The organism is Ochrobactrum soli, assembly GCF_003664555.1.
Classification (GTDB): Bacteria; Pseudomonadota; Alphaproteobacteria; order Rhizobiales; family Rhizobiaceae; genus Brucella; species Brucella teleogrylli.
In genome coordinates, this window is sequence record NZ_RCHH01000014.1 from 26711 (window position 1) to 51663 (window position 24953).

A 24953-nucleotide genomic window follows, 5' to 3' on the forward strand; every position below is an offset into this window, starting at 1 on the left:
ACCTATTTCGTCACAATCGTGGAGTCCGGCGTAAAGTCACCGAGAACGGCACGGTCGTAAATCCGGTTGCGCGGCTCGGTTACGCGCAGCCCGTACACGCTGGAAAAATCGAGGTCCCGTGCCACGAAGATCGAAACGAGCCCTCCCTGGTGTTTTATCAGGGTTGGCGGGATGTTGATCGACTGTTCGACGGCAATCGCCGCAGCCTGCTGACCGGCACTGGTGGTGTTCTGCGCATCGACGCCACTATCCCGCAGTCGACTGTTTGCATAGGATATCACGTCACCAACGATCGACAATAGAATGGCGCTGCCAAAACGTTCCCACCAGTGTGTGTCGACATGGCCATCCACACCGGCGCGACCGAGGGCATCGGTTGCTGGCGACGCCAGCGTAATGATCACGCCTTTTGGGGTCTTTGCCCGGTTCCAAAGGACGAACTGGCGTTTCTGACCACGGCGAAGTCCACCACGATATTCGCCGACAATTTGTGTGCCTTTCTCCATCAGCACGACGCGACCGTTGTCGGACAGAACATCGCGGCTGATGACGCAGCTCGTAAAGCCCGGCTGATCGGACGAAAGTGCGGTTTCCAGCACGCATGGAATGGATGTCCCCATCGCAACGATAAAATCCCGATTTCCAAGCATGCCTGCACGCGAGCCTTGCAATTGCGTTGGTGTCAGCATGCGGTTGAAGCGCTGATCTTCGTTCTCACGCTCGCCGCCCAAGCTGCCCGGGGTGTTCCCCAACGGGACATAATTTGCATCGGGATCGGCGCCGGCATCACCCTGTTGTCGCCTGGTGGACTGCGTTTTCTCGGCTCCATAGGCCATCACGGGCGCGCGCCGCGCGGCATCGAGCAGTTTGTCGTCGTCAGCAGGTTTCTCTTCTGTCAGGACTGGTGTCGGAAGCTGAACCGCAGGTGGTGCTGCCACAGGCTGGGCCGGCTCTTTGGCCGGCTCGAAATCCGCCGTCTGGCGGATGACAACCCGTTCCGGCTGTGACGTCTCGGAGGACTTGTCTTGTCCGCGCATCGACCAGAGCGCAGAGGAGACAAATGCCACGATGGCAAGTGCGACCGCGCCGCGCTTCAGGGTTGGGTTGTTGTCGATCCGCCGACCGGCCGATGTTTCCGCACGTTCGCCGGGGATCTGCGTGGTTTCTTCGTCCGCCATGATACCTCCTATTGCGCCGTAACTGGCTGCGTTTTCACCACGCGTTCGACGGACGGCGATGTCGTGTTGGTCTCGGGATTGATCCCAACACGATCGTAAGCCTCGTTGAAGATGCACAGCACATCCCCGCCCCTGCGCAGGATGAACTTGCGGCTTATTGCGTGAACGAGAACGAGATTGCCGTCGACGGATTTTGGAACCAGGCTTTCTGTACCGTCGGAATTTTCCATATAGATCGATGGCATTTCCTGATTGCCCACAAAAGCAAAGGTTGTGACCTTGCCGTTGTCATAGATGGCCTGCGGTTCAAGCGACTGTGCGCCTTGGGCGGAATAATGCCAATTCCGCGGCCCATACGCCTCGTGAAGGGACAAAATCCGATCAGCTTCGCCTGCCTGGGCGGCCCGGGCACGTAGAACCGCGTCTTCCTTGCGCCGCGCAGCTTCGTCTGCCGGATAACGGTATTTCAGATAGAAATAAGTGTTCTGCCCGGCCTCAACGCTGCCATCGCGAACCGTCAGTTCCATCTGATAACTGCGCGTCGAGCCATCCCGCCTCGTCGTCACCACCGAAATATTGGTGACAGGCTGATTCTCCCGCGGCTTGAGGAAGAGAATGTTACCAGCCGGCGCCACTTCCCAGGCCACACTGTTACCAAGCGCCACATGCGCTATTTCCTCGTCCACCGCAAACTCGACTTGCACGGATGAGCGTAGCGTACCGACGACTCGGGTGATGTTGTAAGGCTGATAGTCGATAAAGCGAACACGGCTATCCTGAGACGCACCCCGCGGTATTTCCAGAGCCGCAGCGGTCGGGGAAAAGCCAGCGACCAGGAAGAAAACAGGCAAAAATTTCTTTCTCAATTGACCGCCTCCGGATCGGCACGATATTCGCTGACGGCGAAACCCAGGGGATTGACCAATCGGTCGGTGGAGGACATCGGAGCATTGGCGTAAGCGAAAGTGAGCATCGCTACCCAATGCGTAGTGCGCACTTCATCGCCGCGCGTAACGGTGCGCATGTACCGGACAGATGCCACGTTTTTGTTGATCAGCGAGATCGAAACAATATTGATCCGCGCGGTGGCGCCCCGACCATAGATATTTTGCGGCGAATCTGAATTGCTTCCGCGATAGCTTGCAGCAAAGCGCGATTGTTCAGACTGCGTCGACAAAAGCGCAACCGTCCGGAAATTCTCCTCCCCCTCACTCCAGACATAGCCTTCCCGGGCACGCACATATCTTGCAGCAAAATATTTCGTGACGGCCTCATCATAGGTGCCAGCGGTCGAAGTCAGTGCCGAAACCACGTCAACAATCCCTGTCGAATTGTCGACCCGCACGACGAACGGCTCCACCGTCTTCAAAGGCGTGAGAGCGGCAATGGCGAAAACTGAGACAACAGCAACGATACTGGCCGTGATCGCGACAACCCAGGCGATGCGATTTGAGCGTTCAACCTGGATCAGCCGATCCTGATCGAAGCGGCGCGCCTTTTCAAAATAATCCTTGAGGCTATCAGAATTTACCATCTCAACTGCCCTCGCATGGGCGCTTGGAGCCCTCGATATCAAAGTGTGCAAAGGCAGCCGACGTGACCGGAACAGGTTCCTCTGCGAAGGGAGCTGCGCTACTTGACGGGTTCGCGATACTTTCTTTTGCCGATTTCTGCAGTTTCGCATCGCCTTCCCATTGCCACATAGAACGGTTCAATGGACGTCGGGCTTGACCATCGCATTTGGGTAGCGGATGAGAGAGTGAAGCGCAGCCGGAAAGACTTGCGGTCAGTAAAAGTGGCAAAAGAATGCGGATCATCTGCGATTACCTGTCCAGTTTCATACGTGTAGAACGGTCACTTCACTCGGTTGAGCCGACGACGAACCGACCGGATTGTGTGCGAGGTCGCCCAGGCGAGTGTGCCTTCATGCGCATCGCGCGCAGCACCATAGCCATAGGTCAATGATGCGCCGCCGGCCGCAAGTGCCGAGGCAATGCCGGGTAGCTGGTAAAAGACATACAGAGCAGCGATGCAGATGGCGCAAAGAGCGATCGGTCGCATCAGCACATCGCTGTAGCCCTCAATCGCCGTGAAGGTCGTATCAATGCAGGTGATCAGCAGGGAGCCGATGGCGACGACCAGCACCTGCAAGATGACAAAGTTCGCGAGCTGGCCGATCCAGGATTCGGTAAACCGCCGTGTCGATTGGAACATGGCAAGCGCGATGAAAATCGGCCCGATTGCAAGAATGATGGCAAGCGCGAGACGCGCATAGAGCGAGACGATGTAACCGATTGCTGCAACGAGGAAGCTCGCTCCAATCACCATCATGCCACCAATGCCGGTCACGATATCAACCGGCCAGGAAGCACGAGACCAGATCTCGTAAGCGCATTTCTGGCCCTTATCGAGCAAGCTGTCGAAGGTGGAGGCACTCGGTGTCGCTCCGGTGTTCAATGCCTGAGCAATCTCCTTCGGCAGCGTTTCGAAGAAGATGTTGGTGACATAGGTCTGATAGTCGCTGGCGTTTCTGACCAGCATTACGATGATAGCGAGCTTGATTGCCCGGAAGGCAAATTCGAGGATCGGCTCTTGCACCGAGCCACGCAGCACGAGATAGCCGTAAACGACGATGTACAGGGTCAAAGCTGTCGCCAAAGGGCCGCTGACCCAGCTGGCAATATTGGACGTTCCAGTGGAAACGAAGTTTTCGAGCGGGGCCTTGAACTGCCTGTCAACGAAGCTGAACACCTCATACATAGCCTAGCCCCCGAGCGACTTGCGCATATGTTCGAGCCGAAGCTTGCCGTCCGCTGCCTCAGCATTACGACAGTTCGCCGTGTCGGAAATTTCGCCTGGATTGTTACGGCATTTGGCTATCATTTGCGCAAGCAAGGCTTCGTCAGCGACCAGTTCATCAACCGTGTAGATCTTTTCCTGAGGAGCGCAGGCCGCAAGCAGTAGCGTCGTTATAACGAAACCGAACCACCTCATTTGAGTGCAGCCCCCATCGTATCCATGCGCTGGCGCCAATCTTCGGCCTTGCGTTGTTCATCGACCTGGACTTCAGCCTGCTGAACCATCTTCAGACCCTGCATGCGAAGGACATCGTTTTGAAGAAACGCGCTTTCGGCTTGAAGGCGCGCCTGCAGATCGGCGATTTCTTTGGCGTCGGCTGCGCCCGATATCTGCTGACGCAGTTCATCAATCCCGTCGATACGCTTGGTAGCCGCGTCGTAAATCTGCTGCCCGAGACTTAATTGCCCAGCATTCTTGTTCTGGGTGCGCGAAAGTTCCTGCGCGTAGAAATCATTGGCATTCGTGCGATAGGTGGAATTGTTCTCCAGGAATTTGGAAGCGGCATTGCCGAAGTTGCCGGTGCCCGATCCTTTGAACAGACTTTCGATGGCATTAAAGTCCTGCGGAAGCGCCTTACGGATTGAAGAATCGTTCAGCAAACTGGCGACATCGGCCATGTTGGTGATCTTGTTCAACGAACCATAGAGCTGCTGTGCCTGTTCGATCTGCTGGTTCAGCGCATCAAGCTGCGACTTGAGCTGGACGATGCTCTCGATCTGCTTGGCGATCGCCGATTGATCAATAACGGGAATACCTTGTGCATCGGCAAGACTTACTGACGCAAGCAGCGCAGCCGCCTTGAGGAATAATGCCTTTTTGCCATTGCGGATCATGATATCCTCCTTCTTTGCTGGAACACGGTCAACCAGTTCTCTCCGTCGCCAAGCTCGGCGCGGATGGCGTCTGCCAGTTCGACATTCGCCGTGCGCCCCGATAGGATCGCAAGTTCGTCGTCGAAACCGTCGAGGTTCAGTTCAGCAACCACGCTGTTGTGGCCCTGCTTGACGATGAAACGGCGACTTTCGACCGTAAGCTCGCGCGAAATCAGCTCGAACTCGCCTTCGGTAAGCTTGAAGCCATTGACATAATCAGCATGGTCGCCACGCGGATTGGGTAGAAAAATCTGCGTCGGGCATTGCTCGATGATTGTATGGGCAATCGGTGAGACGATGGCATCGCGCGGGCTTTGCGTCGCAAAGAGCATGAGGCCGTTCTGTTTGCGGATGGTCTTCAGCTTATTCTGGGCGAGATCGCGAAAACCCTCATCTTGCAGCGCCTTCCAGAACTCATCGATGACGATGATGATGCGGCGGCCATCGATCAATTGCTCGATGCGATAGAACAGGTAGGCCATCAGCGGTGTGCGGATTTCCTCGTTATCGAGGAAATCGGTCATGTCGTAGCCGATGAACTTCGCACCAATCCCGATATCATCAAACTCATTGTCGAAGACCCAGCCAAGCGGCCCACCCCTCTCCCACCGCCTGAGCCGCGAGGCAATGCCTTCTGGATCGGTATTGTTTAAGAATGTGCGCAACGCGCCGATGGACCTGCGCTCGGCCGGGAGGTCGGCGAGGCCATCGACAGCGGACGCGATGTCGCGCAATTCGATGACAGTCAGCTCTCGCGTCCCCGCTCCGACCAGCTTGCCGATCCAGTTCGCAAGAAAGATCCTGTTCTCTGCGGTCAATTCGAGCGCCTTCAGCGGCGCGCAACCGGTTGAGACGCCGTTTTGGAGCGGCCAATAGGTTCCACCCGCAGCACGAACGAAGAGATCAGCACCCCTGTCCTTGTCGAAGAACACCATATGCGGATCATGTTTTTCGAGCTGCGAGAGCATAAAATTGAGGAGCACCGTCTTGCCAGTGCCTGATGGTCCGCAAACGAGGGTGTTGCCGAGATCGCTGTGATGGAAGTTAAAATAAAATGGCGAGCCGGAAGCTGTCTTTAGCATCGCAACCGCTGCCCCCCATTCATTTCCGTTCTTCTGGCCGGTCGGATATGAATGAAAGGGGGACAATGCTGCAAAATTGCGCGATGTTATCGCGCCCGAGCGCGCGCGATAACGCAGATTACCCGGCAACTGCGCCCACCAGGCTGCCTCAAGGCCAATATCCTCGCGGGCAACAACCGCCCCGCCACTGGTAAGATGCGCGCGCGCATTGGCCATATAGTCAGTGAGTTCCTTCACGCTCGGAGCGAAGACCGAGAGGCCCAGATGATGTTCCCCCAGCACGAAGCGGTTGGATTCAAGGTCATCCATGGCATCGCTGAGTTCCTCAATCTGCGACGCCGCCTTGTCAGCTGCACTCACCATCTGGTTTTGCTTTCGACCCATGATCGTGCGGGCATCTGCCTTGGACGTAAAGGCGAAGGACTGCGTGAGAATGAGTTCAAATGGCGCAGTCAAAATGCTGTCGAGCATGCCTGCGCGTGTGGTTGCTGGATATTCCTTGAAACCGAACATGCCCGCATAGCGGGTTTCTGCTTCGTGACGGATTTCGACCGTCTCCCGACCGAAAATCACCCTGTCCGAATAGATTGCCGAAGAGATCGGACCTTCCGTCAAAGGCACAGGTTCTCGCCGCCCACCGACAAGCTGGTGAAGAAACTCGCTCGGTTCGGAAAACAGGATACCGTCTTGTTCACAGAGAGACAGAATACGGGGCCCAAAGCGCTTTAGCCCTGCCGTAACATCTACGACCTTGTCTTTCAGGTGTTTCAGTGCCTCTTCATCCATCTCAACGCCGGACCGTTTCGCCTTGCGCAGACGCGAGAGAACACTGGCTGCTTTTTCGACTGGACCGCGGTTTGGATAGCTGACAAGTGTGAGATAAAGATCATTGCGAAACAGGTCCTCGCTGACCATCCGTTCGCGGTATCTGGTATTGAGACTATCGGAAAATGAATTGGCAAAATGCCCTTCGGGATAGTCGTTGTCCCGGCGACGAATGACATGCGTCCAAAGCGCCAGTCGCTCATCGGCAATATTGCGATAGAGCGTGTTCAGACTACGATGCAGACCATTGAGATCGAGAACATCAGCGGTCTCGAAAGAAACGCCCTCCAGCACGAGCACGCTCATCAATGCCCGGGAATCAAGCGCAATGGTCGTATCGTCAACATGCCGGACATAGGGAATGAAGGTCTCAGGTCCAAGTTCGCGAGACCGCAGCGTTGCAAGACTAGGCAAGGCTCAGATCCCTTTCGTCGTAACGCCGCACAAGTTTCAACGGCGAAAGCGTCGCGCCTCCCCAATAGGCTGCGTTGCGGGACCGACCACGGGTTTCGACCCACGCAAGCAGAATGCGAAACATATTATGGTCATGCTTGACGAGGGTCCGGAACACGAAATGAAAGGCGATGCCAACCAGGGCGTAAGCGATCGATCCGGCAGCGATATAGAGGATGGTTGTCAGCATGACATTGATGCCCATCGCTTCCATGGTCACGCCAGCAATCATTGCCGGGCGCGTGCAAGCCAGAAACAGCGTGTCTTCTTCGAGGACGGGTGTGCTTGTCATGAGCGTCAGCTGCCAACAATAGTGCCGACGAGCTCCGAAGCGCCCGCAATCACCCCGATGCCGATGATCCAATAGCCCGCGCGCCTCAAATCCATGTATCCAAACATCCACGCAATCGCGATAATGATGACCGCGATTGTCGCGAGCAGCCTGAAGATGTTACCGGTCAGGAGATCGACGATATTTTGCAGTATGGTCTCGATGCCAGCTGACTGTGCAAAAGCCGGCTCTGCTAACGCCGTAACGATGGCGATGCCCATGAGCATGGAAGCGACAAGGGGACGTGTTTTGGACTTCGAAATCATTCACTTTGCTCCGATCGATCATTCTGGAAAACGAGAACAGACGAGAGCCGCCTCGAACGAAACACGTCCCACGTTACTGGCTCTTCGTTTTGGGTGACTTTTGTGCCGATTTTGGCGGCCGCTTGTTCCTTGGCCTGATCCTTCCGGGCATCCTCCCGGTTCGGCTCGACGAGGACGAGCGACTTTAGTCTTGGTGAAAGGCGCTTTGCTTCGTCGCGCACCTGTTCGTCATATCGAACCATTTCGCCAAGGGATGGATCGTCTCGCCCATAATAGGACTGAAGCATAACCATCTCGGCACCTTCCGGATCACGGCCGAAACGTTGGGCGAGACGATAATAGCCATCAAGAAGCGTGGCTGTAGCCTTGAGATTCAGGCAAGGATCGAAGGCATCGGAAACGGAAAGGTTCAGTCTTTGAAGCTGTTCTACGCCGATCCCACCCAATCCAATCTGGATATCCTGACGGCCCGCGACGAGCGATGTCGCTATCTCGATCGCCTCGGCTTTACTCGCCGGCTGCGCGGCAACCGGCTTGCCGCTATTGATGCGAATATTGAAGGACTGAAACTTGCTCTCGAGACTAACGACAGCGGCCAAAGTTTCGATCTGAACCATTGGAGCGCAGTTTTGTGCGATGTCGACGAATGCAGCACCCATCGCTCAATACCAGACGCGCTGTTTGCCGACGCCATCGATAGACACGTCGATATAATGTGGCTGTTTCCGAATGTTCGGACGCGTGAGGGGATAGCCCGTGCACTGAAGTCGACCGTCCAGGCGCTGCAGTCGGGCCGACAGGACCGAGTTGGATTGACTTCCGCGATTGTCACGATCCAAAGCGCACAGGGAACGCCTCACGTTCTGCAGAGTGATGGAAACGCAGGTCACCTCTTGGCCCAAAGGGCCGTAGCTGCGCGAAAGCCGATAGCCTGCATCGCAATAATATGGTTCGTAACCTGGACGCGAACTTTGAAATCCCGCACCGCTACAGGCTGGAAAACGATGACCTTTCGCAAGTTCGCGCCAGAGTTTCTGGATCGGAGGATTGCATTCAGCAAATTCAGTTGGCCCTCCCGGATTGGAAAGGCAGAGGATGACCTTGCATCCCCATTCATCAGCGCGCGCATTGCCGGAATAAATCAGGTAAGGTAATGCAAGAGACGAGAGAGTTAGCAGGCAATTAAGTAGAAGGTTTTTCATGGACTTGCCCCTCCGAAACGATGACACCACTCTATGGAAGCGGCGTCATACGGTAATGCAATGCATTTTGACTAACGTATATACCACAGTTAAATGACATGACAAGAGCGCTTAAATCTCAATTGCACAGTCTCGCCTTTTCCGGACTGATCCTTCACGAGATCCTCGACAATCCGATGGAAGGCGAGACCCCGCAGGCGCGCGTGAAAGAGATCGGCATGATGACGATCCTTTACACGATGACGCAGACGCACCAGAAGCTAAATCTAACTAATATAATGGAAATCACTGAACTAACGCGTAGCGGCGTGAAGGAGACAGTCGATCTCCTCGTGAAACGCGGCATGTTGACCGAAACCATGGTGACGAACTCCATGGGCCGTGGAACAGCGCGACAATTCGAGATATCCAAAAGCCTTCTGGACAAGCTGCAAAGCTTTGAAAGCTGAACAAATAGAATTTAACTGATTTATTTACGTCTTAAAAATCAGGAGCGGTACAGGCACGCACCGCGTGAACGAAGATTTGATCTTAAGGGACCATCGCTAACCGCTCGGCGGACGTCCTCAGTTTGCTGCGATACTGCAGCAGCCAGCAAACATCGTGCGATCGCTGTTGCGCAACGAAATCACGGCTTGCAGGGCATAGGTTCTGTCACTCATTCCATCAGAGCATTGTTTGGGAAAGATCACGGCGGTCATGTCACCGGCCTCAACGGCACGGATACGATCTCCGGCAAAGCCGCGATCACTGACCGATCGGCGCGAATAGAGCCTTTCTGGCGCATCCAAGACTTTCAACCTGACTTCCTTGGCCGAAAAACTGATATTCCAGAATGGCTCAGTCCCGTGGCAGCGTAGCGATTGAGGTAGTTTGCCGTTATCCCATACGCTAGGCTGCGCCTGCAGAAAACGCGCTTCAACCTAACCGCTGCTTTCTGCACCATTCACCAGAGCCCATTCGCCATTGGAGGCGAGCTCGATCACTTCGACGCCTTTAGCGCCGGACGCCAGACTACCGATAACGGTTGCGTCCTGCTTCGCCTCACCGTGAATATCGAGTTTCTCATTGACCTCGATGCCGGTGACGGTGAAAAGCTCCGGCAAGACAGGTGATTGGGCAAAGGCAATTATGGGAACAAGCAGGAAAAACAGGCTGAGGATACGCATGTTGCCCTCATTCATTGACCATTATGAAAATGCCTGAACATCAGTATTGTGGCAACTCCGTGTGAGTTGACATGCGCATGGGGTCGGGAATTTAAATAATGCTGCTGATAAATAAGAGCGTTCCGAGACCACAGGCAAGTGCCATAACGACAAACGGGACAGCCGGTATCGGACCGAGCCAGTTCGGATAATCGGATACGCGTGCAGTACGTATCACTTCCTCGCCTTCGGTCAGAAGCGACTTCAACGCACCGGATCTGTGAAAATCGGGGTTGCCCTCCATGGCCCTCTCCTCTTTGTATGGATCGATTTTTACCATCGAGACAAAAAACAGTCATCCCTAACTTTCGTCCATTTCTACGTCGTTTGACGGATAACAGACCGGGAACACAGGGACCGGCGTCACCCTCGTACCGGAGGGCGGAGCGCATCAGTCCATCGGTCAGCAACTGATCGGCATGAGCCAGGATGGCCTTGCCAGTTTCGAACCGGCCTTCCTTGACGAACTTTCAGTCATTATGGACTGATCTTTCGACTACATGCAACGAGAGGGGCATGCGAAACATGATCCCCGAACCTGGTTGCGCGACGAAGCTGGCGGATCGATTTATCTGCGCCTGACGACACGACCAATCGAGCAGATCACGCGTCGGGAAGATCCAGCGTTCCGTCAGGGCGTCATCGACGGCGCTTACTGGCTGCGTGAACCCCGACCGAACACGCGCCTCGTTCTGGCCTATCAGGGTTGTGTGGCGCCCGAAGTTCTGACGGCCGCAGGCCGCCTTGCAGAGACACAAAGAGACGTTGCCGTGCTCGCTGTCACCTCGGCAGATCGCCTGAACGCTGGCTGGACAGCGGCTCAGCGGGCGCGACGCCACGGATTTGGAGAGGCCGTGAGCCATATTGAACGGCTTCTGACCCCCGTTCCTTCACATGCGCATTTCATCACCGTTACGGATGGACACCCTGCAACGCTCGGCTGGCTGGGCTCCGTTCATGGCAACGCGACCACATCGCTGGGCGTTGAACATTTCGGCCAGACGGGAACCATCGCTGATCTCTATGCGCATTTTGGTATCGATACAGATTCAATTATCGATGCCGCGGAGGCTATCTCCCGGCGTTTCGCCAAAGCAGGTTAGGGTCACAAGAACGACCCTGCATTCGCAGCAATCTCCCGCTTGTCAAAGCGGGAGATTTAACGCCCTTCTGAATTCGGCTGATCAGTGATGCTGTAGTATCTCACCGAGGAAGGTTCGTGTGCGGGGATGCGCCGGCGCTCGAAAGAATGTTTCGGGATCATTCTCTTCGAGAATCTCTCCGTCCGCCATGAAGATGACCCGGTCCGCAACCTGACGAGCGAAGCCCATTTCATGCGTCACGCAGATCATCGTCATGCCATCGCGGGCAAGCGACACCATCGTATCAAGAACTTCCTTGACCATTTCGGGATCGAGCGCCGAAGTCGGCTCATCGAAAAGCATGGCCTTGGGCTCCATGCATAGCGCCCGCGCAATAGCAACGCGCTGTTGCTGTCCACCGGAAAGCTGCGCGGGATATTTTTCGGCCTGATCACCGATACGCACCCGGTCGAGATATTTTCGTGCCGTCGCTTCCGCTTCGTCCCGCGAAATTTTGCGCACCCGCATCGGCGCCAGAATGCAGTTCTCCAACACGGTCTTATGTGGAAACAGGTTGAACTGCTGAAAGACCATACCAACTTCACGGCGCACCGCATCAATGGCTTTCTGGTCTTCCTTGACCGCGTGACCGGCAACGACGATCTCGCCGCCCTGGCTCGCTTCCAATCGGTTGATGCAACGGATCAGGGTGGATTTGCCGGACCCCGATGGACCACACAGAACGATCTTCTCTCCCTTTGCGACCGTCAGGGAGACCTTTTTCAGCGCATAGAAGTTGCCATACCACTTCTCCACGTCGCGCATCATGATCATCGGTTGCGCATCTGACTTTTTCTCAGTTGTCATGAGAAGTTCCCTTTCTTATCTGGAGAGGCCGGCGGCCATGCGTCGTTCAATACGCCTGCCCCACAAGGAGAGCGGCCAGCACATGGCGAAGTACATCGCCCCTACAACACCGAACACAAGAAGCGGTCGGTAGATCTGATTGGAGATAATCGAACCGGCGCGGGTCAGTTCAATGAAGCCAACAATCGCGGCAAGCGACGTGCCCTTCAGAAGCTGAACAAGAAAGCCAACGGTGGCCGGCAACGATAGTTTAAACGCTTGCGGCATGATGACGTCGACCATCAGGCTGTAGCGATGCAGTCCAAGTGCATCCGCCGCTTCAGTCTGCCCTTTCGGAACGGCTTCAATCGCGCCACGCCAGATTTCACCCAGAAAGGCCGAAGCGTGCGCGGCGAGGGCTATGCCCACCGCCGCCCAGGCCGGGAGATCGAAACCAAGAAGGGGCAAGCCGAAATAGGCAACAAAGAGCTGCATCAGCAAAGGCGTGCCCTGAAAGAGACCTATCCAGCCGATTGCGATAGCCCGAACCCATTTGAGCTTCGATACCCGCATCAGAGCGATGATGATGCCGGAGACAATACCGCCAGCAAACGCCATAACGGTCAGGATGAGCGTCCAGCCGAGACCTTGCAGCAGATAGGTGAATTCTTGCAGTCCCATAAGTCGTCCTCCTCAACGCTGCGGATAGCTGAATGCACGTCGCCCGATGGCGGCAAGCGACCACATCGTCACCAGCGAGATCACGAGATAAATGCCGGTCAGCGTGAAATAGGTTTCAAAGCTGCGGAATGTTTCCGCCTCGATGCGCTGTCCCGCTGAGGTCAACTCATAGGCGGAGATGGAGGTGCAAATTGCGGTCGTGAGCGTGAGCAGGATGAACTGGCTCGACAGTGATGGATATATCGCGCGCAACGCTGGTTTCAGAACGATCATACGGAACACTTCGTGCCGGTGAAGACCGAGCGCCAGTCCCGCTTCCGTCTGGCCTTTCGGAATGCTTTCGACCCCGCCACGGATAATCTCAATGGCATAGGCACCACCATTCAACCCGAGGGCAAGAATGGCCGTCAGTGTGGGATTGAGCCGTACACCCGCAAGAGGCAATGCAAAGAAGATGAAGTAAATCTGTACCAGAAACGGCGTGTTGCGGATCACCTCAACAAAGGTCGTGACCAGAAAGGATGGGATCACCTTATGCGTCCGCAAGATTGCAACCCCCACGACACCGATGATGGTGGCGAGTGTCATGCCGACGACGGCCAGGAACAGCGTTCCCAGTGTCCCATAGATCAGCGAGGGCCAGGCATCCGCGACGACGCTGAAATCAAGTGTCATGTTCTAACCTCCTCCAGCAGGGCGTTCAGTCCCATTCGGGTTCCCATTCAAAACGGGAGAACCGTTCGCCGCGTGCAAGCGCATGGATTGCCGCCATATCTTCCGGGGACAATTCAAAATCAAAAATATCCCGGTTGGACTTCATATTCTCAGGTTTGGCGGAGCGCGGAATGGCGCCAACATTGTTCTGCTGTAGAAGCCAGCGCAAGGTAACCTGACCAGCGGACTTTCCGTATTTGCGCCCAAGCTCGACAAGGATATCCGAACTGAAAACCTTGCCCCGCGCTATCGGCTGATAGGCATTTAAAAGCATGCCAGCCTCACGCATGCGCTTAAGGAGCTTCTCCTGCGACAGATAAGGGTGATACTCGACCTGATTGCAGAACAACTCGGCTTTATGAACATCCAGCGCTTCGTCCAGAAGTGCGACCGTGAAATTGCTGACGCCGATCAGGCGGGTCTTACCGCTCGCTTTTGCTTCTGCAAAAGCTGAAAGCGTTTCGCCGAGAGGAACAGTCTTGCTCGGCCAGTGCACCAGAAGCAGATCGACATAGTCAAAGCCAAGCCGCTCCAAGCTTTCATCGACCCGGCGGGAAACTGTTTCCGGATCAAGATCGGTGAACCAGATTTTGGACGTAACGAACAAGTCTCCGCGTGCGACACCGCTCTCGCGAACAGCGCGCCCCACTTCAACCTCGTTGCCATAGCGAATGGCCGTATCGATCTGACGATAGCCAAGCTCAATCGCCGTGCGGATTGCAGCTTCGCCTTCCGGCCCTTTCAGTTCGAACGTGCCCAGTCCAAGGCTGGGGATCGTCACGCCCTGAATGGTCTTGGTTTCAAAGTTTTTCACGCTACAACCTCCCCGGTCACTTTGGCCAGTATGTCATTTGATGCCCGCAGCGTTCGCTTCGCCCATTCAGCAACGGACAAGCCTTTCGACTGACGATCATTCGGGATTTCGACCGCAACCGGGATATCAGCCGGCAAAGCATCGAACATACCAATGAGATCGAGCTCGCCTTCTCCTGGCAGGAACCGCTCGTGGCGTGCGGCAAAATTCAGCTCTTCACGACTTTCCGGGATTTTGGCCGGAGCATCGCAAATCTGCGCATAGTGCAGCCATTGGCGCGGCACAGTGGCAATTTCTTCGATCGTGGTGCGCGCTCGCGAAACATGGAGCGTATCGATAATCACGCCCTGATTTGGCTGGTCAGCCGCAGTCAGCACGCGGGTCGCCGCCGCAAGATCGCGGAGTTCGGACTGCGGCATGAACTCCAGATCCATCGACAAACCGAAAGGACGCGCAGCCTCACACAGTTTCACAAAGGAGTGGGTCAAACGCACCTCGTCGGCGTCATCACCCGCAACCAGAATGGCACGTGCACCCAATTGGGCCGAACAATCCAGAAACGGCAGATATGGCTCGGGATCGAAATCCGGTCCTATGCGGATCATCTCGATGTCGAATACCTCGACGCCCTTGTCATTCATGAGGCTGATAAGTGATTTCACACGGGCTGGCTCGTCCATCAGCGCATAAGCCAGTCCTCCGGGAACAGCGGGCAGCAGGCGAAAACCGAGATAATCGTAACCTGCTTCCGCTGCGGCCAGCACGGCTTCTTCCGGCGCGACGCCAAGCCCGGTCAGGAACGAGAGTGATGTCTTTCTGCTCGTCATGCCGCCACTCCGGCTGTGTTCAGCATTTCCGCAAGGGTCACGGTACGGTCCTCACGTCCCGCAACATCGACCGCAAGCGTGGCGGCGAGCGTCAACATGCCATCGCGTGCCGTGATCAACGGCTTGGCATTGCCATGGATCACATCGACGAAATGGTCGAGCTGGTTCACATAGGTCAGCGAGCCATCACCGGGCCGGTATTCGCGGATCAGCGGATGCTGCCAATGATCACTTTCCTCCGCGTGTCGCCATAGATACATATCGGAAACGGACAATGCTGCCTTGCGTCCGGCAAGGAAGAGGCATGGTCCGGGTTGTGCCGGATGATAGAGCGCCTGACCGGACGTATATTCCCAGGCCCAGGGGCTGACGGCACCATCGGAAATCAGGAACGTGCCCAGTACCCCATTGACGAAGCGGATCGAGATACTTGCAGTATCTTCCACTTCGAAGCCGCGGCGCGCAGATGACGTAAAGGCGCGTATACTTTCGATCTCGCCTACCAGATAGCGCAGCACATCAATGTCGTGGATCAGATTGATCAGCAGCACCCCACCACCCAATTTGCGTCGCCATTCCGTATTGAAATAGTCATCGGGCTTGTCAAACAAGGTCATGCCATTGACGGCAACCAGAGGGCCGAGTTCGCCCGCGTCAATGGCACGCTTTGCCGACCGGATATCCGGGCTGTGACGCCGCTGATGCCCGACGAGCACAGCAACACCCGAACGTTCGGATGCTTCTACAATCCGGTTGGCTGACGCCAGACTTTCCGCAATCGGCTTTTCGATCAGGCAAGGTACACCGCGCTCGATGCAAGCCAGAGCTGCCGGTGCATGCAACTGGTTTGGCAGGGCGATGATGGCACCGTCCAGCTTTGCCTCATCGAGCATCGTGCCATAGTCGGAGAAATGCGGGACGGAAAGCCGTGCCGCCATTTCAGCAGCGGCTGGCGTCGGGTCGCAAATGGCGGCAATTTTCGCGCGCCGGTTGGAAGTTAGAAGTTCCGCATGTTCGCGGCCAATCAGGCCCGCCCCCATAAGACCAATGCGTGTCATGCCGTCATCTCCGTCATTGCCCTGAGAGCAAGGCGATACCCTTGAGCTCCAAAACCTGCCATCACGGCTGTTGCCGTTCTCGATACGAGCGACTTGTGATAGATTTCCTCACGCTGATGTACGTTGGAAATGTGCAGCTCGATCTTGGGACCATTGAAGGTCTTGAGTGCATCAAGAATAGCAATCGAGGTGAAAGTAAAGGCGGCCGGATTGATGATGATCCCAACCGCTTCGTGACGTGCGGTATGGATAGCTTCGATGATTTCACCTTCGAAGTTCGACTGGCGAAACTCAATCGCCACACCAAACTCTGCGGCATCTGCCTCCACCCAGGAACGAATTTCATCGAGCGTCGTTCGACCGTAAATTTCCGGCTCACGCTGACCGAGCAGATTAAGGTTGGGGCCGTTCAGTATGAAGATTTTACGCATGTTCAAACTTTCCGTGGAAACGAGGGCGCGACTTCACAATCGTGGCCGCACACCTCGCCTCATCATGCTGTATTGGAATTGTCGCTGATCTTATTCGACTGTGTAGGGCACGCCTTCGAGCTTCTCCGGGAAATTCGGAAGCTTGTCTTCGCCGAGCCACTTCTTGTTGATCGCCTCAAGACGGCCATCTGCCTTGATCTTGTCGATGAACTGGTTCAGCCAGGCATTGATTTCCTTGTCGCCAAGCTTGGTCGTAACGCCCATCCACTGTTCATTGAAGACCAGTTTCTGCTCGTAATCGTTGCCCGGTGCAGCCTTGTCGAGATTGATCTTGTAGGTGGTGTTGCCACCAATGGCATCGACCTGCCCGGATACCAGCGCCTGCATTGTCGAACTGTCATCATCGAAACGGCGGATATTGGCGACATCGCCCAGAAGACTGGTGATTGACTTGTCCTGCGCAGCGCCGCGCGGCACGCCTATACGAAGGCTTTTCGCGTCTTCAATCTTGGTAATGTTGTTCTTGGCGCTCGACAGAAGAATGATCTTCAACCCGGCATAGGGCTTGGTGAACTGGACAGCTTTCGCGCGATCAGGATACATGCCCATGACCGCCATCTGCAGATCGACCTTGCCGGTCAAAAGGTTGGGAATACGTGCAGCAACGGCGTTTGGCACGAACTCGACCTTGACACCCATTTCCTCGCCGATCAGCTTCGCAACATCGACGTCATAGCCGACATTGTTGCCTGTGGAGTCGATTGAACCCCATGGGGCCTGTTCGCCCATCACGCCGATGCGAACGACGCCTGCGCTTTTGATTTTCTCCAGGGCCTGTGCATGGGCTGCAGAAGCGCCGAATACCATAGCCACGCCTGCAAAAAGCGTCAGTGCAGCATTACGAATTGAGAATTTGCCCGGCATTGATGGTCCTCCTCAGGGTTTGTGCCGTTTTGTCCAGACAGCGACTCCTCTTCGCTACCGGACCTGTGTTCATTTTTTATTAACCAACCAGTTGGTTGATGTCAATCCACGTGATATCCCTGTCCGCAGATCGATGACTTATGCTCAAGCTGCTGCCCAATTCCTTCCAATGTGGTAAGAGGACAGCCAGTCCGAGGAATCCAGATGACGAATACCGATACGATGCCAACACAGAACACGCTCGATCCTGGGCAACGATCGCCGGAAAAACGCAGGCGCCTTCTGCTTGAATCCGCTATTGCGGAATTTTCGACCCATGGAATTGGCGGCGCTCGGGTGGATCGCATTGCGCAGCGGGCGAATTCCAATAAGGCGATGGTCTACCATTATTTCGGCAGCAAGGAGGAACTCTACCTTGCGGCCATGGAACACCTATATGTCGGCATCCGTTCCGCTGAAGAGCAGCTGTTGCTTGATCCCGCCGACCCCATTGGCGCGATGAAAGCGCTGATCTCCTTTACCTTCCGTTATTACATCGACAATCCAGCCTTCGTGCGGATGATCAATACCGAGAACCTGCATGGCGCCGTCCATTTGCAGGCGGCGACCGGCATGGAGGGGCTCAACAGCGCCATCGTCAACAGAGTATCGACGATTATCGAGAGCGGTGTCGCCCAGGGACTTTTCCGTCATGTCGATCCGCTCGATCTCTATATCTCCATCTCTGCGCTTGGTTTTACCTATGTCTCCAACCGGCACACGCTGAAGGTCCTGTTCGGTCGTGAACTCCTTGCGGAAGACGCTATCGATGCCCGCTTGCAGACGATGACCGACATGATCCTGCGATTTATCGCTGTAGATGGCCATCAGGCTGCTCTCGCCACTGCACGATAATGGGCAACGGTCTGGGCAATCCCGTCACGCAGCGACGTGACGGGGATGGCTCCCAGCAGACGCTTGTTGTCGGTTGCCGCGATATTGGGCGCCATCGGTACGGCTTCACCGGCAAAGTCGATTTTGGCACCGGGTATTTCTGACCGGATCGCCCGGATGACGTCGGGCACATCCTCGCATGCGCCACCCAGCGAAAAGGCGTGCGCACCTTCGTAAGATCGTGTTGCCGCAGCCGCAAACGCCGCCGCCACATCAGCCACGAAAACCATGTCCTGCGGCCCTGAATAGCCAATTGTATAAGAATTGCCACGAACCGCTTCGCGACAGGCAATTGTCGGCCCGGCGGTTAGCCCGCTTTCCCGGCCCGGCCCGTAAACAACGGTGGGACGCAGGCCGATACTGGCAATACCAGAATCATGCCAATAGGCTCTGGCGCTTCCCTCGCATGCGAGTTTGAAAGCACCATACTGCGTGACCGGATAAGGCGTCAGCCCATCGTCCGGGCCAAAGACAGCGGCACTGCTGGCATAGGCTACCCGCCCAATCGCATTTGCCTTGGCGGCTTCGAAGACATTCAGCGTACCAATCAGATTGACCGTTGCACCCAGCACCGGATCGTTCTTGCAAGCGGGCGTTAAAAGTGCTGCAAGATGGACGATAGAGGTACAATCGCTGGCAGCCGCCTTTACAGCCTCTGCATCTGCGATATCGCCTTGATACCACTCAACCTGCTCAGCCTCGTCGCCGACAATTTCCCGCAGAATACGTCGATCACTGGTACGGTCGAATATCCGCACTTCGTGAGCTTGCGCCTTCAACGCCTTCAAAATCCATCCGCCCAGAAAACCGGCCCCACCGGTAACGAGGACCCGCGTCATGCTGCCCCCTGCATATCTTCGGAGGTCAGTGAAAAGGCGGCATCGTAAATATTGCTGATGGGAGAAGAAAGAACGCCGGTTTCAATTGCCAGTTGCTCAATCTGTGGCAGCGCCGAATGAAGTCCCGGATTTGAAGACCCTTCAATGAGAACCACCACATCGAAACCGCTTTCGCTCATTTCGGCACGCAACTCGGTTTCCCTGGTGCGAACGCTCGAAACTTCGTTGCGCGAAATACCGATATGCACGCAAGCGACACCACGAACGGCGAGCATCTTGTCCGCAAGCCCCTGCGCCTTCGCCCTCAGCCCTTCCTCTCCTTCGCTCCCCGAAAGATCGAAGCGGATCGTTGCCACAGAGCCTCCGTCGCCAGTACCGGCGGTCGCTATCCGTTCGCAGGCGACGCGCAGAAAGTTGCGAAAGCTCGGCGCGACGGCAGCAGTCCACCGCGTTGGATTGTTCAGACGTTCGAGATAAGCTGGTGACCGAAATGTTTCGACTGTTTCGCCAGCATAGATTGTCCCGAAGACATATCGGGCGGCAGCAGGCGCGTGCAGCCGCTTGCCAGTCTTGAAGCCGGGTATCGAGAGGCGTTCAGGCATATGTTCCCGTGTGTGCCACTCGATATATTCGTCATGGGCACCATCTTCGATGTCGTGCCAAATCGCCAGAAAGGCAGAGCCCTTCAGTCCCATATTCTTCTCCTCCATTCTGCTTGCCCCGCGTCCTCCCGCTTGACAAGTCGGTCGTTTCCGACCCATTTAGGCTACTAGAATGTTAGTATTCTAAAGAATGTCAAGCACAAGATTCGCTGTCCGTTTGGGAGCACCAAACATCTCATTCACAGGGCCGCGCGAAAGCGGGCCGGATTATTAGGGAGGAAAGCCATTATGGCAGAACAGGAAACATCACGCGTCGCGATTGTAACCGGCGGTGCGGGAGGGCTCGGATTTCCTATTGCGGCACGCCTTGCGGCCAAAGGGCACAAGGTCGCGCTTTGGGATATCAACCGCGAGCGCGTGGAGGAAGCCGCTGCAAAATTGCCGGGCGCCAAAGGTTATGTGGTGAATGTGATGGATGCCGCCGAGGTTGAAGCTGCAACCGCGCGGGTTGTGGCTGAGATGGGGCCACTCGGCATCCTCGTTACCAGCGCCGGTCACAATGGCCCTCTGGAGCAATTCGAAAAATATCCCCATGACGGCTGGCGGTTCGTCATGTCGCTCAATCTGGATGCCGTTTTCTATTGCTGCCAGTCGGCGGTGCGCGAAATGCGCAAAACCGGATATGGCCGCGTCGTCAATATCGCCTCCATCGCCGGCAAGGAGGGCAATCCGAACGCGGTCGCTTATTCCGCCTCCAAAGCGGGCGTTATTGGCCTGACGAAATCCGTCGGAAAGGAGCTTGCAACCACGCAGATTCGCGTCAACTGCGTCACTCCCGCAGCTATCGAAACCGAGATGATGAACCAGCTTACGCCGGAATTCAAAGCCTTTGTAACCGCGAAAATACCGGTCGGCAGGCTCGGAGAAGCCGATGAAGTTGCAGCACTCGTGAGCTGGCTCGCCTCAGAGGAATGTTCTTTCTCAACCGGCGCGGTCTTCGATGTGTCCGGCGGTCGCGCAACCTATTGAGGCCGCAGCATGTATAAAAAACATCCTCTCTCCCTCGCCTATCTGACCGTCTTCGGTTGCCCACCCGTTGATAACGTCAAGATCGCAGCGTCCTGCGGTTATGATATGGTCAGTCTGCGGCTAATCGCCCCGCACGGACTGGAACTCGCCCATCCCATTGTCGGCCAAAAGCCGCTGCTCCGGGAGATCAAGGCCGCCGCCGCAGATACCGGTGTCTCGTTCTATGACGGGGAAGTATTTACGCTTTTACCACAGACCGATATTGCGGCATGGCTACCAATCATCGAAACGGCTGGCGAATTGCGCATGCCGGTGATGCAGATCACCTGCGAAGACCCCGACCTGTCGCGGTCTTCGGACAATCTGGAGCAGATCGCCGATGCTGCAGCACAATACGACATCAAAATGGCGGTAGAGTTCATGCGCTGGCGTTCGACGGCGACGATCCAGGATGCAACGCGCCTTGCCACCGCATCAGGCCGGAACAATGTCGGGCTCCTGATCGATGCGCTGCATCTGTCCCGGTCGGGCGGTAATCCCGGTGATGTTGCGTCCCTGCCGGAAGGACTGGCGCTCTATCTGCAACTTTGCGATGCACCGGCTGAACAGCCGGTGGACAATGCCGGTTGCATTGCTGAGGCCCGAACTGGACGGATGTTCCCCGGCGACGGTGGTCTTTGGTTGCGCGAACTGATGTCCGTACTGCCCGACGATGTCGTCATCAGCGTCGAAACTCCGCATAAAGGCGATACCGAACTTAGTTTCCTTGAACGTGCCGAAAAGGGAATGGCGGCAACAAAATGCTTCCTCGACAGTATGTAACTGTCAGAGTGTCATGGCACCGGGGGTGTTGCTTCGCCCCCGGTGGACGCGTACAGGAATCATTTATACTGCATTGAGAAGTTATTTTAGCTGCAACAAGGAAAGGGTCCGCAGAAATGCATTCAAAACCGCGATCCTCGCTGGGTGCACGGGTGACCGACAGGTTGCGGCGGGCAATTATAGACGGTGAACTTGAACTGGGGGATGCGCTGTCGGAAGACAAGCTCGCAACCGCGCTCGGTGTCAGCCGCAGTCCCGTCAAGGAAGCCTTCGCCATTCTTGAGCAGCAGGGTCTGATTGATGTGCAACCCCAGCGGGGCACTTTTGTTTTCCTGCCGACCCATGAAGATACCGTCAATCTGTGCGAGTTCCGAAAGACTATCGAAGTTGAAGCGGTACGTCTCGCCATGGTGCGCAGGCGTGATGAAACGTTGAACGCGATGCGCATCGCAGCGAAAGACATGGTTGAGGCATGTGAGGCTGGCGATGTTTTGCGCAGTGCCCGGGCCGACGATCATTTTCACGACGCGGCGCTGGAAAATTGTGGCAATCCCTACCTCGTTAACGCCTATCATCTGGTCGCCAGCAAAGTTGCGGCGTTGCGGTCGCATCGCTCGTCTTTGCCAACCCGCAAATTTTCCAGCGCGGAGCATCTGGTCATTGTCGATCTTCTGGAAAACAACCAGATTGCCGAAGCGCTGCAGCAACTTTCTGCACATATCATGATGATGGCTGAGCGTTACGGCATAGATAATGAGCCGGTACGCGCGCTGGGTACGCGAGCCGCTCGCGGCGCCAGGCTCGATCATATCGGACCGCTTCCAGATTAGCGCATAATCCGGGCGGAGCGAACCAAGCGTCCACGGGTTCAACCCCATCGAACCCCGCGCCCCAAGTGAACCGTAGTCAACCCTCGTGCATAACAGCAACGCGGCTTCGAGAACGCGCGGGCGATAAAGCACGCAATGCCACATTTGGGAGAAGGAACACAATGAAAGCGCTGGTTTATCTGGGTAAAGAAAACATGGTTTATCGCGAAGTCGATGAACCGCAAGCTGGCCCCCGCACAGCGCTTCTCAAGATCAAGGCGTGTGGCATCTGCGGCTCGGACATGCATGGTTATCACGGACACGACCCGCGTCGGGTTCCACCGATGATTATGGGACATGAAATAGCTGGTGTTGTGGAAACAGGATTTTTGGCCGGGCAGCGTGTGGCGGTCAATCCACTTTTGACCTGCGGAGAATGCACCGAGTGCCTGTCCGGGGCGCAACAGCTGTGTGAGAACCAGCGTAACATAGGGCTCCCGCCGCATGCAGGCGGCTTTGCCGAACGGATCGTGGTCCCAGAACGCAATCTGGTGAAAATTCCAGACGACATGGATTTTCGTGTGGCCGCGCTCGCCGAACCGGTAGCGGTCGCCTATCATGGAGTTCTTCTCGGGACAAACAATTTGCGTCGTCCGCTTTCGGCAGCGCGCGTTGCGGTGCTTGGCGGGGGAGCCATCGGACTGGCGACCGCGCTTGTCACAATTGCCCAAGGGGCGGGTGCTGTAATGCTTGCAGAACCAAATCCTATTCGCCGCCGGACCGCGTCTGCCGCCAGTTCCGCGATTATCGCCTACGATCCCAACGATGCGTCATCGGCGCCTCCGGCGAACTCGGTCGATCTGATCTTTGACGCGGTCGGCGCGAAGCAAACGAGAGAGGCAGCATTCTTGATGGCACGCCGCGGGGCTACGATTGTGCATCTCGGCCTTCTGCCGGGATCGGAAGGCGTGGATGTCAGACGGATCACGCTTGCGGAAATCGCTTTCATCGGCTCCTATTGTTATTCAATGGCGGATTTTCGGGAAACAGTCGCGCTGCTGGCATCCGGGCGACTGGGTCCGCTCAATTGGGTCGAAAGCCGGCATTTATCCGAAGGGAGCCAAGCCTTCCGCGATCTTGATAGGGGGCACACCGCCGCCGCCAAGATCGTCTTAACCATCTAAGCGATTGCCCGAAGGTTTGCGCCCCTTCCCCGTCAGCTTCTATCCGTGGGAACCAAAAGTGCCACACTGCCCGATTGTTCGCCACGGCTTGGGTCAATTCTTCTGACGGCGCACTGTAATCGCCTTGACTGTCTTGGCTCATATGCCACAAAGAGCATAGGTAACTGAAATGGGATACTATGAGCGCTCTTGAAAAATCGCTGACCATCATCGAGCTGCTCGCGGCTCGTCCTGCCGGTCTGTCCGTCTCAGCGATTGCCCAGCATGTCAATCAGCCTCCAAGTGGCGTGCACCGCACGCTTAACGAATTGATTCGACTTGGTTATGTTCGTCAAGTTCAGGATCAAGGAGACTATGCGCTCACCATGAAGCTCGCAGCGCTCGGTGTAGGTTTTCTCGGCCGCACGGGCGTTGGAGATGTGGCTCAGCCCATATTGGACCGGTTGGCCCAAACCAGCGGCGAGTTGATTCGTCTCTCGGTGATTGATGGCGACGATCTGATCTGGGTCGCGGTTGCACAAGGCGCGACCGGCGGTTTGCGTTATGATCCCGGACAAGAACAGGGCGTCAATGTTCATCTGGCCACAAGCGCAGGTGGTCAGGCGTGGCTTGCCTCGATGACCGATGAAGAGGCTCTGCACCGGGTTGCGCAACAGGGCCTCGTCAACAGCAACAAGCCCTCCGGTCCTGGTGCTCCCACCACGATCACTGAACTTCTGAAAGTGTTGGCGCAGACACGCAAGCGTGGCTATTCCATTTCGGTCAATAGCTACATTATTGGCATGGCTGCGATGGCTGTGCCGGTTCGCAGCGGCGGCGAGGTTATTAGCTGCCTTTCCATCGCCGGACCAACTGTCCGCATGACACCGGAGCGGATGGCGGAGCTTGCACCGCACCTCACCCGGGCAGCAGAAGAGATCGGTCTTGCGGCGAGTGGATCGCGCTACTTTCCCGGCTTGCACAAGCGAAGCTGAGGCCCGTCCGGCATAGAGCATTTCCAGCAAAAGTGCGGAACGCCTACGCGGGGAAATCAGTCCACTGGACTGATTTCTGATCCCGCTTCGATACGTAGGATAATGCTT

General features: G+C 56.0%; 32 protein-coding genes and 1 pseudogene. 8 read left to right on the plus strand and 25 right to left on the minus strand.

The window, feature by feature from the left end:
• Positions 1 to 2: 2 nt before the first annotated feature.
• The 12 genes from virB10 to D8666_RS18895 are packed head-to-tail and all read right to left on the minus strand — an operon-like array spanning position 3 to position 9068.
• A complete protein-coding gene (gene virB10, locus D8666_RS18840; RefSeq protein WP_121539015.1) occupies positions 3 to 1178 on the minus strand; it encodes a type IV secretion system protein VirB10 in 1176 nt (391 codons plus the stop codon).
• 8 nt (positions 1179 to 1186) lie between these two features.
• A complete protein-coding gene (gene virB9 / locus D8666_RS18845) occupies positions 1187 to 2044 on the minus strand; it encodes a P-type conjugative transfer protein VirB9 (protein WP_121539016.1) in 858 nt (285 codons plus the stop codon).
• Positions 2041 to 2712 carry a VirB8 family type IV secretion system protein gene (locus tag D8666_RS18850; RefSeq protein WP_121539017.1) on the minus strand — a complete coding sequence of 224 codons (672 nt, stop codon included), beginning with the start codon at positions 2710 to 2712 and terminating at the stop codon, positions 2041 to 2043. The genes virB9 and D8666_RS18850 overlap by 4 nt, the downstream gene beginning before the upstream one ends.
• A 1-nt stretch (position 2713) precedes the next feature.
• Positions 2714 to 2995, minus strand: a complete 282-nt coding sequence (locus D8666_RS24495; protein ID WP_121539018.1) for a hypothetical protein — start codon at positions 2993 to 2995, stop codon at positions 2714 to 2716.
• A 37-nt stretch (positions 2996 to 3032) separates the two neighbouring features.
• Positions 3033 to 3938: a TrbL/VirB6 family protein gene (locus tag D8666_RS18860; RefSeq protein ID WP_121539019.1), complete on the minus strand. Its 906-nt coding sequence runs from the start codon at positions 3936 to 3938 to the stop codon at positions 3033 to 3035.
• A gap of 3 nt (positions 3939 to 3941) precedes the next feature.
• Positions 3942 to 4172 carry an EexN family lipoprotein gene (locus D8666_RS18865; RefSeq protein WP_121539020.1) on the minus strand — a complete coding sequence of 77 codons (231 nt, stop codon included), beginning with the start codon at positions 4170 to 4172 and terminating at the stop codon, positions 3942 to 3944.
• The gene (virB5, locus tag D8666_RS18870; RefSeq protein ID WP_121539021.1) at positions 4169 to 4870 is read right to left on the minus strand and encodes a P-type DNA transfer protein VirB5; all 702 of its coding nucleotides are present in this window, start codon (positions 4868 to 4870) and stop codon (positions 4169 to 4171) included. Before virB5 ends, D8666_RS18865 begins: the two co-directional genes overlap by 4 nt.
• Positions 4867 to 7230, minus strand: coding sequence for a VirB4 family type IV secretion/conjugal transfer ATPase (locus tag D8666_RS18875; protein ID WP_121539022.1), 2364 nt, complete (start codon positions 7228 to 7230; stop codon positions 4867 to 4869). Before D8666_RS18875 ends, virB5 begins: the two co-directional genes overlap by 4 nt.
• Positions 7223 to 7561, minus strand: coding sequence for a VirB3 family type IV secretion system protein (locus tag D8666_RS18880; RefSeq protein WP_121539023.1), 339 nt, complete (start codon positions 7559 to 7561; stop codon positions 7223 to 7225). The genes D8666_RS18875 and D8666_RS18880 overlap by 8 nt, the downstream gene beginning before the upstream one ends.
• 5 nt (positions 7562 to 7566) lie before the next feature.
• Positions 7567 to 7866, minus strand: coding sequence for a TrbC/VirB2 family protein (locus tag D8666_RS18885; RefSeq protein ID WP_121539024.1), 300 nt, complete (start codon positions 7864 to 7866; stop codon positions 7567 to 7569).
• On the minus strand, positions 7863 to 8525 hold the full coding sequence (locus D8666_RS18890) for a lysozyme family protein (RefSeq protein ID WP_121539025.1): 663 nt from the start codon (positions 8523 to 8525) through the stop codon (positions 7863 to 7865). Before D8666_RS18890 ends, D8666_RS18885 begins: the two co-directional genes overlap by 4 nt.
• A gap of 3 nt (positions 8526 to 8528) precedes the next feature.
• Complete coding sequence (locus tag D8666_RS18895) at positions 8529 to 9068, minus strand: hypothetical protein (RefSeq protein ID WP_121539026.1); 540 nt, start codon at positions 9066 to 9068, stop codon at positions 8529 to 8531.
• Between the two features lie 98 nt (positions 9069 to 9166).
• On the opposite strand from D8666_RS18895, the gene D8666_RS18900 reads away from it, so the two are divergent.
• A complete protein-coding gene (locus D8666_RS18900) occupies positions 9167 to 9517 on the plus strand; it encodes a MarR family transcriptional regulator (RefSeq protein WP_078341111.1) in 351 nt (116 codons plus the stop codon).
• A 117-nt stretch (positions 9518 to 9634) separates the two neighbouring features.
• Here the strand turns inward: D8666_RS18900 and D8666_RS18905 are convergent, their stop codons facing one another.
• From D8666_RS18905 to D8666_RS18915, 3 genes are all read right to left on the minus strand, one after another.
• Positions 9635 to 9868, minus strand: coding sequence for a hypothetical protein (locus D8666_RS18905; protein WP_121539027.1), 234 nt, complete (start codon positions 9866 to 9868; stop codon positions 9635 to 9637).
• Between the two features lie 123 nt (positions 9869 to 9991).
• On the minus strand, positions 9992 to 10237 hold the full coding sequence (locus D8666_RS18910; protein ID WP_121539028.1) for a hypothetical protein: 246 nt from the start codon (positions 10235 to 10237) through the stop codon (positions 9992 to 9994).
• Between the two features lie 91 nt (positions 10238 to 10328).
• Entirely contained in the window at positions 10329 to 10520 is a 192-nt protein-coding gene (locus D8666_RS18915; RefSeq protein WP_121539029.1) for a hypothetical protein, read from the minus strand.
• Between the two features lie 106 nt (positions 10521 to 10626).
• Here D8666_RS18915 and D8666_RS18920 point away from each other — a divergent pair.
• Positions 10627 to 11379: pseudogene (locus tag D8666_RS18920) on the plus strand (transketolase-like TK C-terminal-containing protein); the annotation flags it as partial.
• Positions 11380 to 11460: 81 nt separating this feature from the next.
• Here the strand turns inward: D8666_RS18920 and D8666_RS18925 are convergent.
• The 8 genes from D8666_RS18925 to D8666_RS18960 form a co-directional block, all read right to left on the minus strand.
• On the minus strand, positions 11461 to 12225 hold the full coding sequence (locus tag D8666_RS18925; RefSeq protein ID WP_121539030.1) for an amino acid ABC transporter ATP-binding protein: 765 nt from the start codon (positions 12223 to 12225) through the stop codon (positions 11461 to 11463).
• A gap of 15 nt (positions 12226 to 12240) precedes the next feature.
• Positions 12241 to 12885: an amino acid ABC transporter permease gene (locus tag D8666_RS18930; RefSeq protein ID WP_121539031.1), complete on the minus strand. Its 645-nt coding sequence runs from the start codon at positions 12883 to 12885 to the stop codon at positions 12241 to 12243.
• 12 nt (positions 12886 to 12897) lie between these two features.
• Positions 12898 to 13560: an amino acid ABC transporter permease gene (locus D8666_RS18935; protein ID WP_121539032.1), complete on the minus strand. Its 663-nt coding sequence runs from the start codon at positions 13558 to 13560 to the stop codon at positions 12898 to 12900.
• Positions 13561 to 13585: 25 nt separating this feature from the next.
• Complete coding sequence (locus tag D8666_RS18940; protein WP_121539033.1) at positions 13586 to 14413, minus strand: aldo/keto reductase; 828 nt, start codon at positions 14411 to 14413, stop codon at positions 13586 to 13588.
• Entirely contained in the window at positions 14410 to 15240 is an 831-nt protein-coding gene (locus tag D8666_RS18945; RefSeq protein ID WP_121539034.1) for a sugar phosphate isomerase/epimerase family protein, read from the minus strand. The genes D8666_RS18940 and D8666_RS18945 overlap by 4 nt, the downstream gene beginning before the upstream one ends.
• Positions 15237 to 16298, minus strand: coding sequence for a Gfo/Idh/MocA family protein (locus D8666_RS18950; RefSeq protein ID WP_121539035.1), 1062 nt, complete (start codon positions 16296 to 16298; stop codon positions 15237 to 15239). Before D8666_RS18950 ends, D8666_RS18945 begins: the two co-directional genes overlap by 4 nt.
• Positions 16295 to 16729 (minus strand): type II 3-dehydroquinate dehydratase, encoded by a 435-nt coding sequence (gene aroQ, locus D8666_RS18955; RefSeq protein WP_121539036.1) that lies wholly within the window; start codon positions 16727 to 16729, stop codon positions 16295 to 16297. Before aroQ ends, D8666_RS18950 begins: the two co-directional genes overlap by 4 nt.
• Before the next feature lie 90 nt (positions 16730 to 16819).
• Positions 16820 to 17653 (minus strand): transporter substrate-binding domain-containing protein, encoded by an 834-nt coding sequence (locus tag D8666_RS18960; RefSeq protein WP_121539037.1) that lies wholly within the window; start codon positions 17651 to 17653, stop codon positions 16820 to 16822.
• 204 nt (positions 17654 to 17857) lie between these two features.
• Here D8666_RS18960 and D8666_RS18965 point away from each other — a divergent pair, with 204 nt between their 5' ends.
• The gene (locus D8666_RS18965) at positions 17858 to 18547 is read left to right on the plus strand and encodes a TetR/AcrR family transcriptional regulator (protein ID WP_121539038.1); all 690 of its coding nucleotides are present in this window, start codon (positions 17858 to 17860) and stop codon (positions 18545 to 18547) included.
• On the opposite strand, the gene D8666_RS18970 is transcribed toward D8666_RS18965, so the two are convergent.
• Together D8666_RS18970 and D8666_RS18975 are read right to left on the minus strand one after the other, a co-directional pair.
• Positions 18520 to 19425: an NAD-dependent epimerase/dehydratase family protein gene (locus D8666_RS18970; RefSeq protein WP_121539039.1), complete on the minus strand. Its 906-nt coding sequence runs from the start codon at positions 19423 to 19425 to the stop codon at positions 18520 to 18522. The genes D8666_RS18965 and D8666_RS18970 overlap by 28 nt on opposite strands.
• Entirely contained in the window at positions 19422 to 20120 is a 699-nt protein-coding gene (locus D8666_RS18975; protein WP_121539040.1) for a hypothetical protein, read from the minus strand. The genes D8666_RS18970 and D8666_RS18975 overlap by 4 nt, the downstream gene beginning before the upstream one ends.
• A gap of 195 nt (positions 20121 to 20315) precedes the next feature.
• Here D8666_RS18975 and D8666_RS18980 point away from each other — a divergent pair, with 195 nt between their 5' ends.
• The 5 genes from D8666_RS18980 (at position 20316) to D8666_RS19000 (ending at position 24845) form a co-directional block, all read left to right on the plus strand.
• Entirely contained in the window at positions 20316 to 21056 is a 741-nt protein-coding gene (locus D8666_RS18980) for an SDR family NAD(P)-dependent oxidoreductase (protein ID WP_109365641.1), read from the plus strand.
• 9 nt (positions 21057 to 21065) lie between these two features.
• Positions 21066 to 21878 (plus strand): sugar phosphate isomerase/epimerase family protein, encoded by an 813-nt coding sequence (locus D8666_RS18985; RefSeq protein ID WP_121539041.1) that lies wholly within the window; start codon positions 21066 to 21068, stop codon positions 21876 to 21878.
• 116 nt (positions 21879 to 21994) lie between these two features.
• Entirely contained in the window at positions 21995 to 22708 is a 714-nt protein-coding gene (locus tag D8666_RS18990; protein ID WP_109365639.1) for a GntR family transcriptional regulator, read from the plus strand.
• Between the two features lie 161 nt (positions 22709 to 22869).
• The gene (locus D8666_RS18995; RefSeq protein WP_109365638.1) at positions 22870 to 23871 is read left to right on the plus strand and encodes a zinc-dependent alcohol dehydrogenase; all 1002 of its coding nucleotides are present in this window, start codon (positions 22870 to 22872) and stop codon (positions 23869 to 23871) included.
• Between the two features lie 179 nt (positions 23872 to 24050).
• Positions 24051 to 24845, plus strand: coding sequence for an IclR family transcriptional regulator (locus tag D8666_RS19000; protein WP_109365637.1), 795 nt, complete (start codon positions 24051 to 24053; stop codon positions 24843 to 24845).
• Positions 24846 to 24953: the final 108 nt, after the last annotated feature.

Bases quoted from the DNA above. Each gene is read 5' to 3' on its own strand.
- D8666_RS18880 (WP_121539023.1), bottom strand. From the start codon at position 7,561: ATGACAAGCACACCCGTCCTCGAAGAAGACACGCTGTTTCTGGCTTGC.
- D8666_RS18975 (WP_121539040.1), bottom strand. From the start codon at position 20,120: ATGGGACTGAAGGGCTCTGCCTTTCTGGCGATTTGGCACGACATCGAA.
- D8666_RS18900 (WP_078341111.1), top strand. From the start codon at position 9,167: ATGACAAGAGCGCTTAAATCTCAATTGCACAGTCTCGCCTTTTCCGGA.
- D8666_RS18950 (WP_121539035.1), bottom strand. From the start codon at position 16,298: ATGACACGCATTGGTCTTATGGGGGCGGGCCTGATTGGCCGCGAACAT.
- D8666_RS18970 (WP_121539039.1), bottom strand. From the start codon at position 19,425: ATGACGCGGGTCCTCGTTACCGGTGGGGCCGGTTTTCTGGGCGGATGG.
- D8666_RS18965 (WP_121539038.1), top strand. From the start codon at position 17,858: ATGACGAATACCGATACGATGCCAACACAGAACACGCTCGATCCTGGG.
- D8666_RS18925 (WP_121539030.1), bottom strand. From the start codon at position 12,225: ATGACAACTGAGAAAAAGTCAGATGCGCAACCGATGATCATGATGCGC.
- D8666_RS24495 (WP_121539018.1), bottom strand. From the start codon at position 2,995: ATGATCCGCATTCTTTTGCCACTTTTACTGACCGCAAGTCTTTCCGGC.
- D8666_RS19000 (WP_109365637.1), top strand. From the start codon at position 24,051: ATGAGCGCTCTTGAAAAATCGCTGACCATCATCGAGCTGCTCGCGGCT.
- D8666_RS18945 (WP_121539034.1), bottom strand. From the start codon at position 15,240: ATGACGAGCAGAAAGACATCACTCTCGTTCCTGACCGGGCTTGGCGTC.
- D8666_RS18935 (WP_121539032.1), bottom strand. From the start codon at position 13,560: ATGACACTTGATTTCAGCGTCGTCGCGGATGCCTGGCCCTCGCTGATC.
- D8666_RS18995 (WP_109365638.1), top strand. From the start codon at position 22,870: ATGAAAGCGCTGGTTTATCTGGGTAAAGAAAACATGGTTTATCGCGAA.
- aroQ (WP_121539036.1), bottom strand. From the start codon at position 16,729: ATGCGTAAAATCTTCATACTGAACGGCCCCAACCTTAATCTGCTCGGT.
- D8666_RS18985 (WP_121539041.1), top strand. From the start codon at position 21,066: ATGTATAAAAAACATCCTCTCTCCCTCGCCTATCTGACCGTCTTCGGT.
- D8666_RS18890 (WP_121539025.1), bottom strand. From the start codon at position 8,525: ATGGGTGCTGCATTCGTCGACATCGCACAAAACTGCGCTCCAATGGTT.
- D8666_RS18860 (WP_121539019.1), bottom strand. From the start codon at position 3,938: ATGTATGAGGTGTTCAGCTTCGTTGACAGGCAGTTCAAGGCCCCGCTC.
- D8666_RS18930 (WP_121539031.1), bottom strand. From the start codon at position 12,885: ATGGGACTGCAAGAATTCACCTATCTGCTGCAAGGTCTCGGCTGGACG.
- D8666_RS18895 (WP_121539026.1), bottom strand. From the start codon at position 9,068: ATGAAAAACCTTCTACTTAATTGCCTGCTAACTCTCTCGTCTCTTGCA.
- virB10 (WP_121539015.1), bottom strand. From the start codon at position 1,178: ATGGCGGACGAAGAAACCACGCAGATCCCCGGCGAACGTGCGGAAACA.
- D8666_RS18990 (WP_109365639.1), top strand. From the start codon at position 21,995: ATGCATTCAAAACCGCGATCCTCGCTGGGTGCACGGGTGACCGACAGG.
- D8666_RS18865 (WP_121539020.1), bottom strand. From the start codon at position 4,172: ATGAGGTGGTTCGGTTTCGTTATAACGACGCTACTGCTTGCGGCCTGC.
- D8666_RS18915 (WP_121539029.1), bottom strand. From the start codon at position 10,520: ATGGAGGGCAACCCCGATTTTCACAGATCCGGTGCGTTGAAGTCGCTT.
- D8666_RS18885 (WP_121539024.1), bottom strand. From the start codon at position 7,866: ATGATTTCGAAGTCCAAAACACGTCCCCTTGTCGCTTCCATGCTCATG.
- virB5 (WP_121539021.1), bottom strand. From the start codon at position 4,870: ATGATCCGCAATGGCAAAAAGGCATTATTCCTCAAGGCGGCTGCGCTG.
- D8666_RS18850 (WP_121539017.1), bottom strand. From the start codon at position 2,712: ATGGTAAATTCTGATAGCCTCAAGGATTATTTTGAAAAGGCGCGCCGC.
- D8666_RS18910 (WP_121539028.1), bottom strand. From the start codon at position 10,237: ATGCGTATCCTCAGCCTGTTTTTCCTGCTTGTTCCCATAATTGCCTTT.
- D8666_RS18960 (WP_121539037.1), bottom strand. From the start codon at position 17,653: ATGCCGGGCAAATTCTCAATTCGTAATGCTGCACTGACGCTTTTTGCA.
- D8666_RS18980 (WP_109365641.1), top strand. From the start codon at position 20,316: ATGGCAGAACAGGAAACATCACGCGTCGCGATTGTAACCGGCGGTGCG.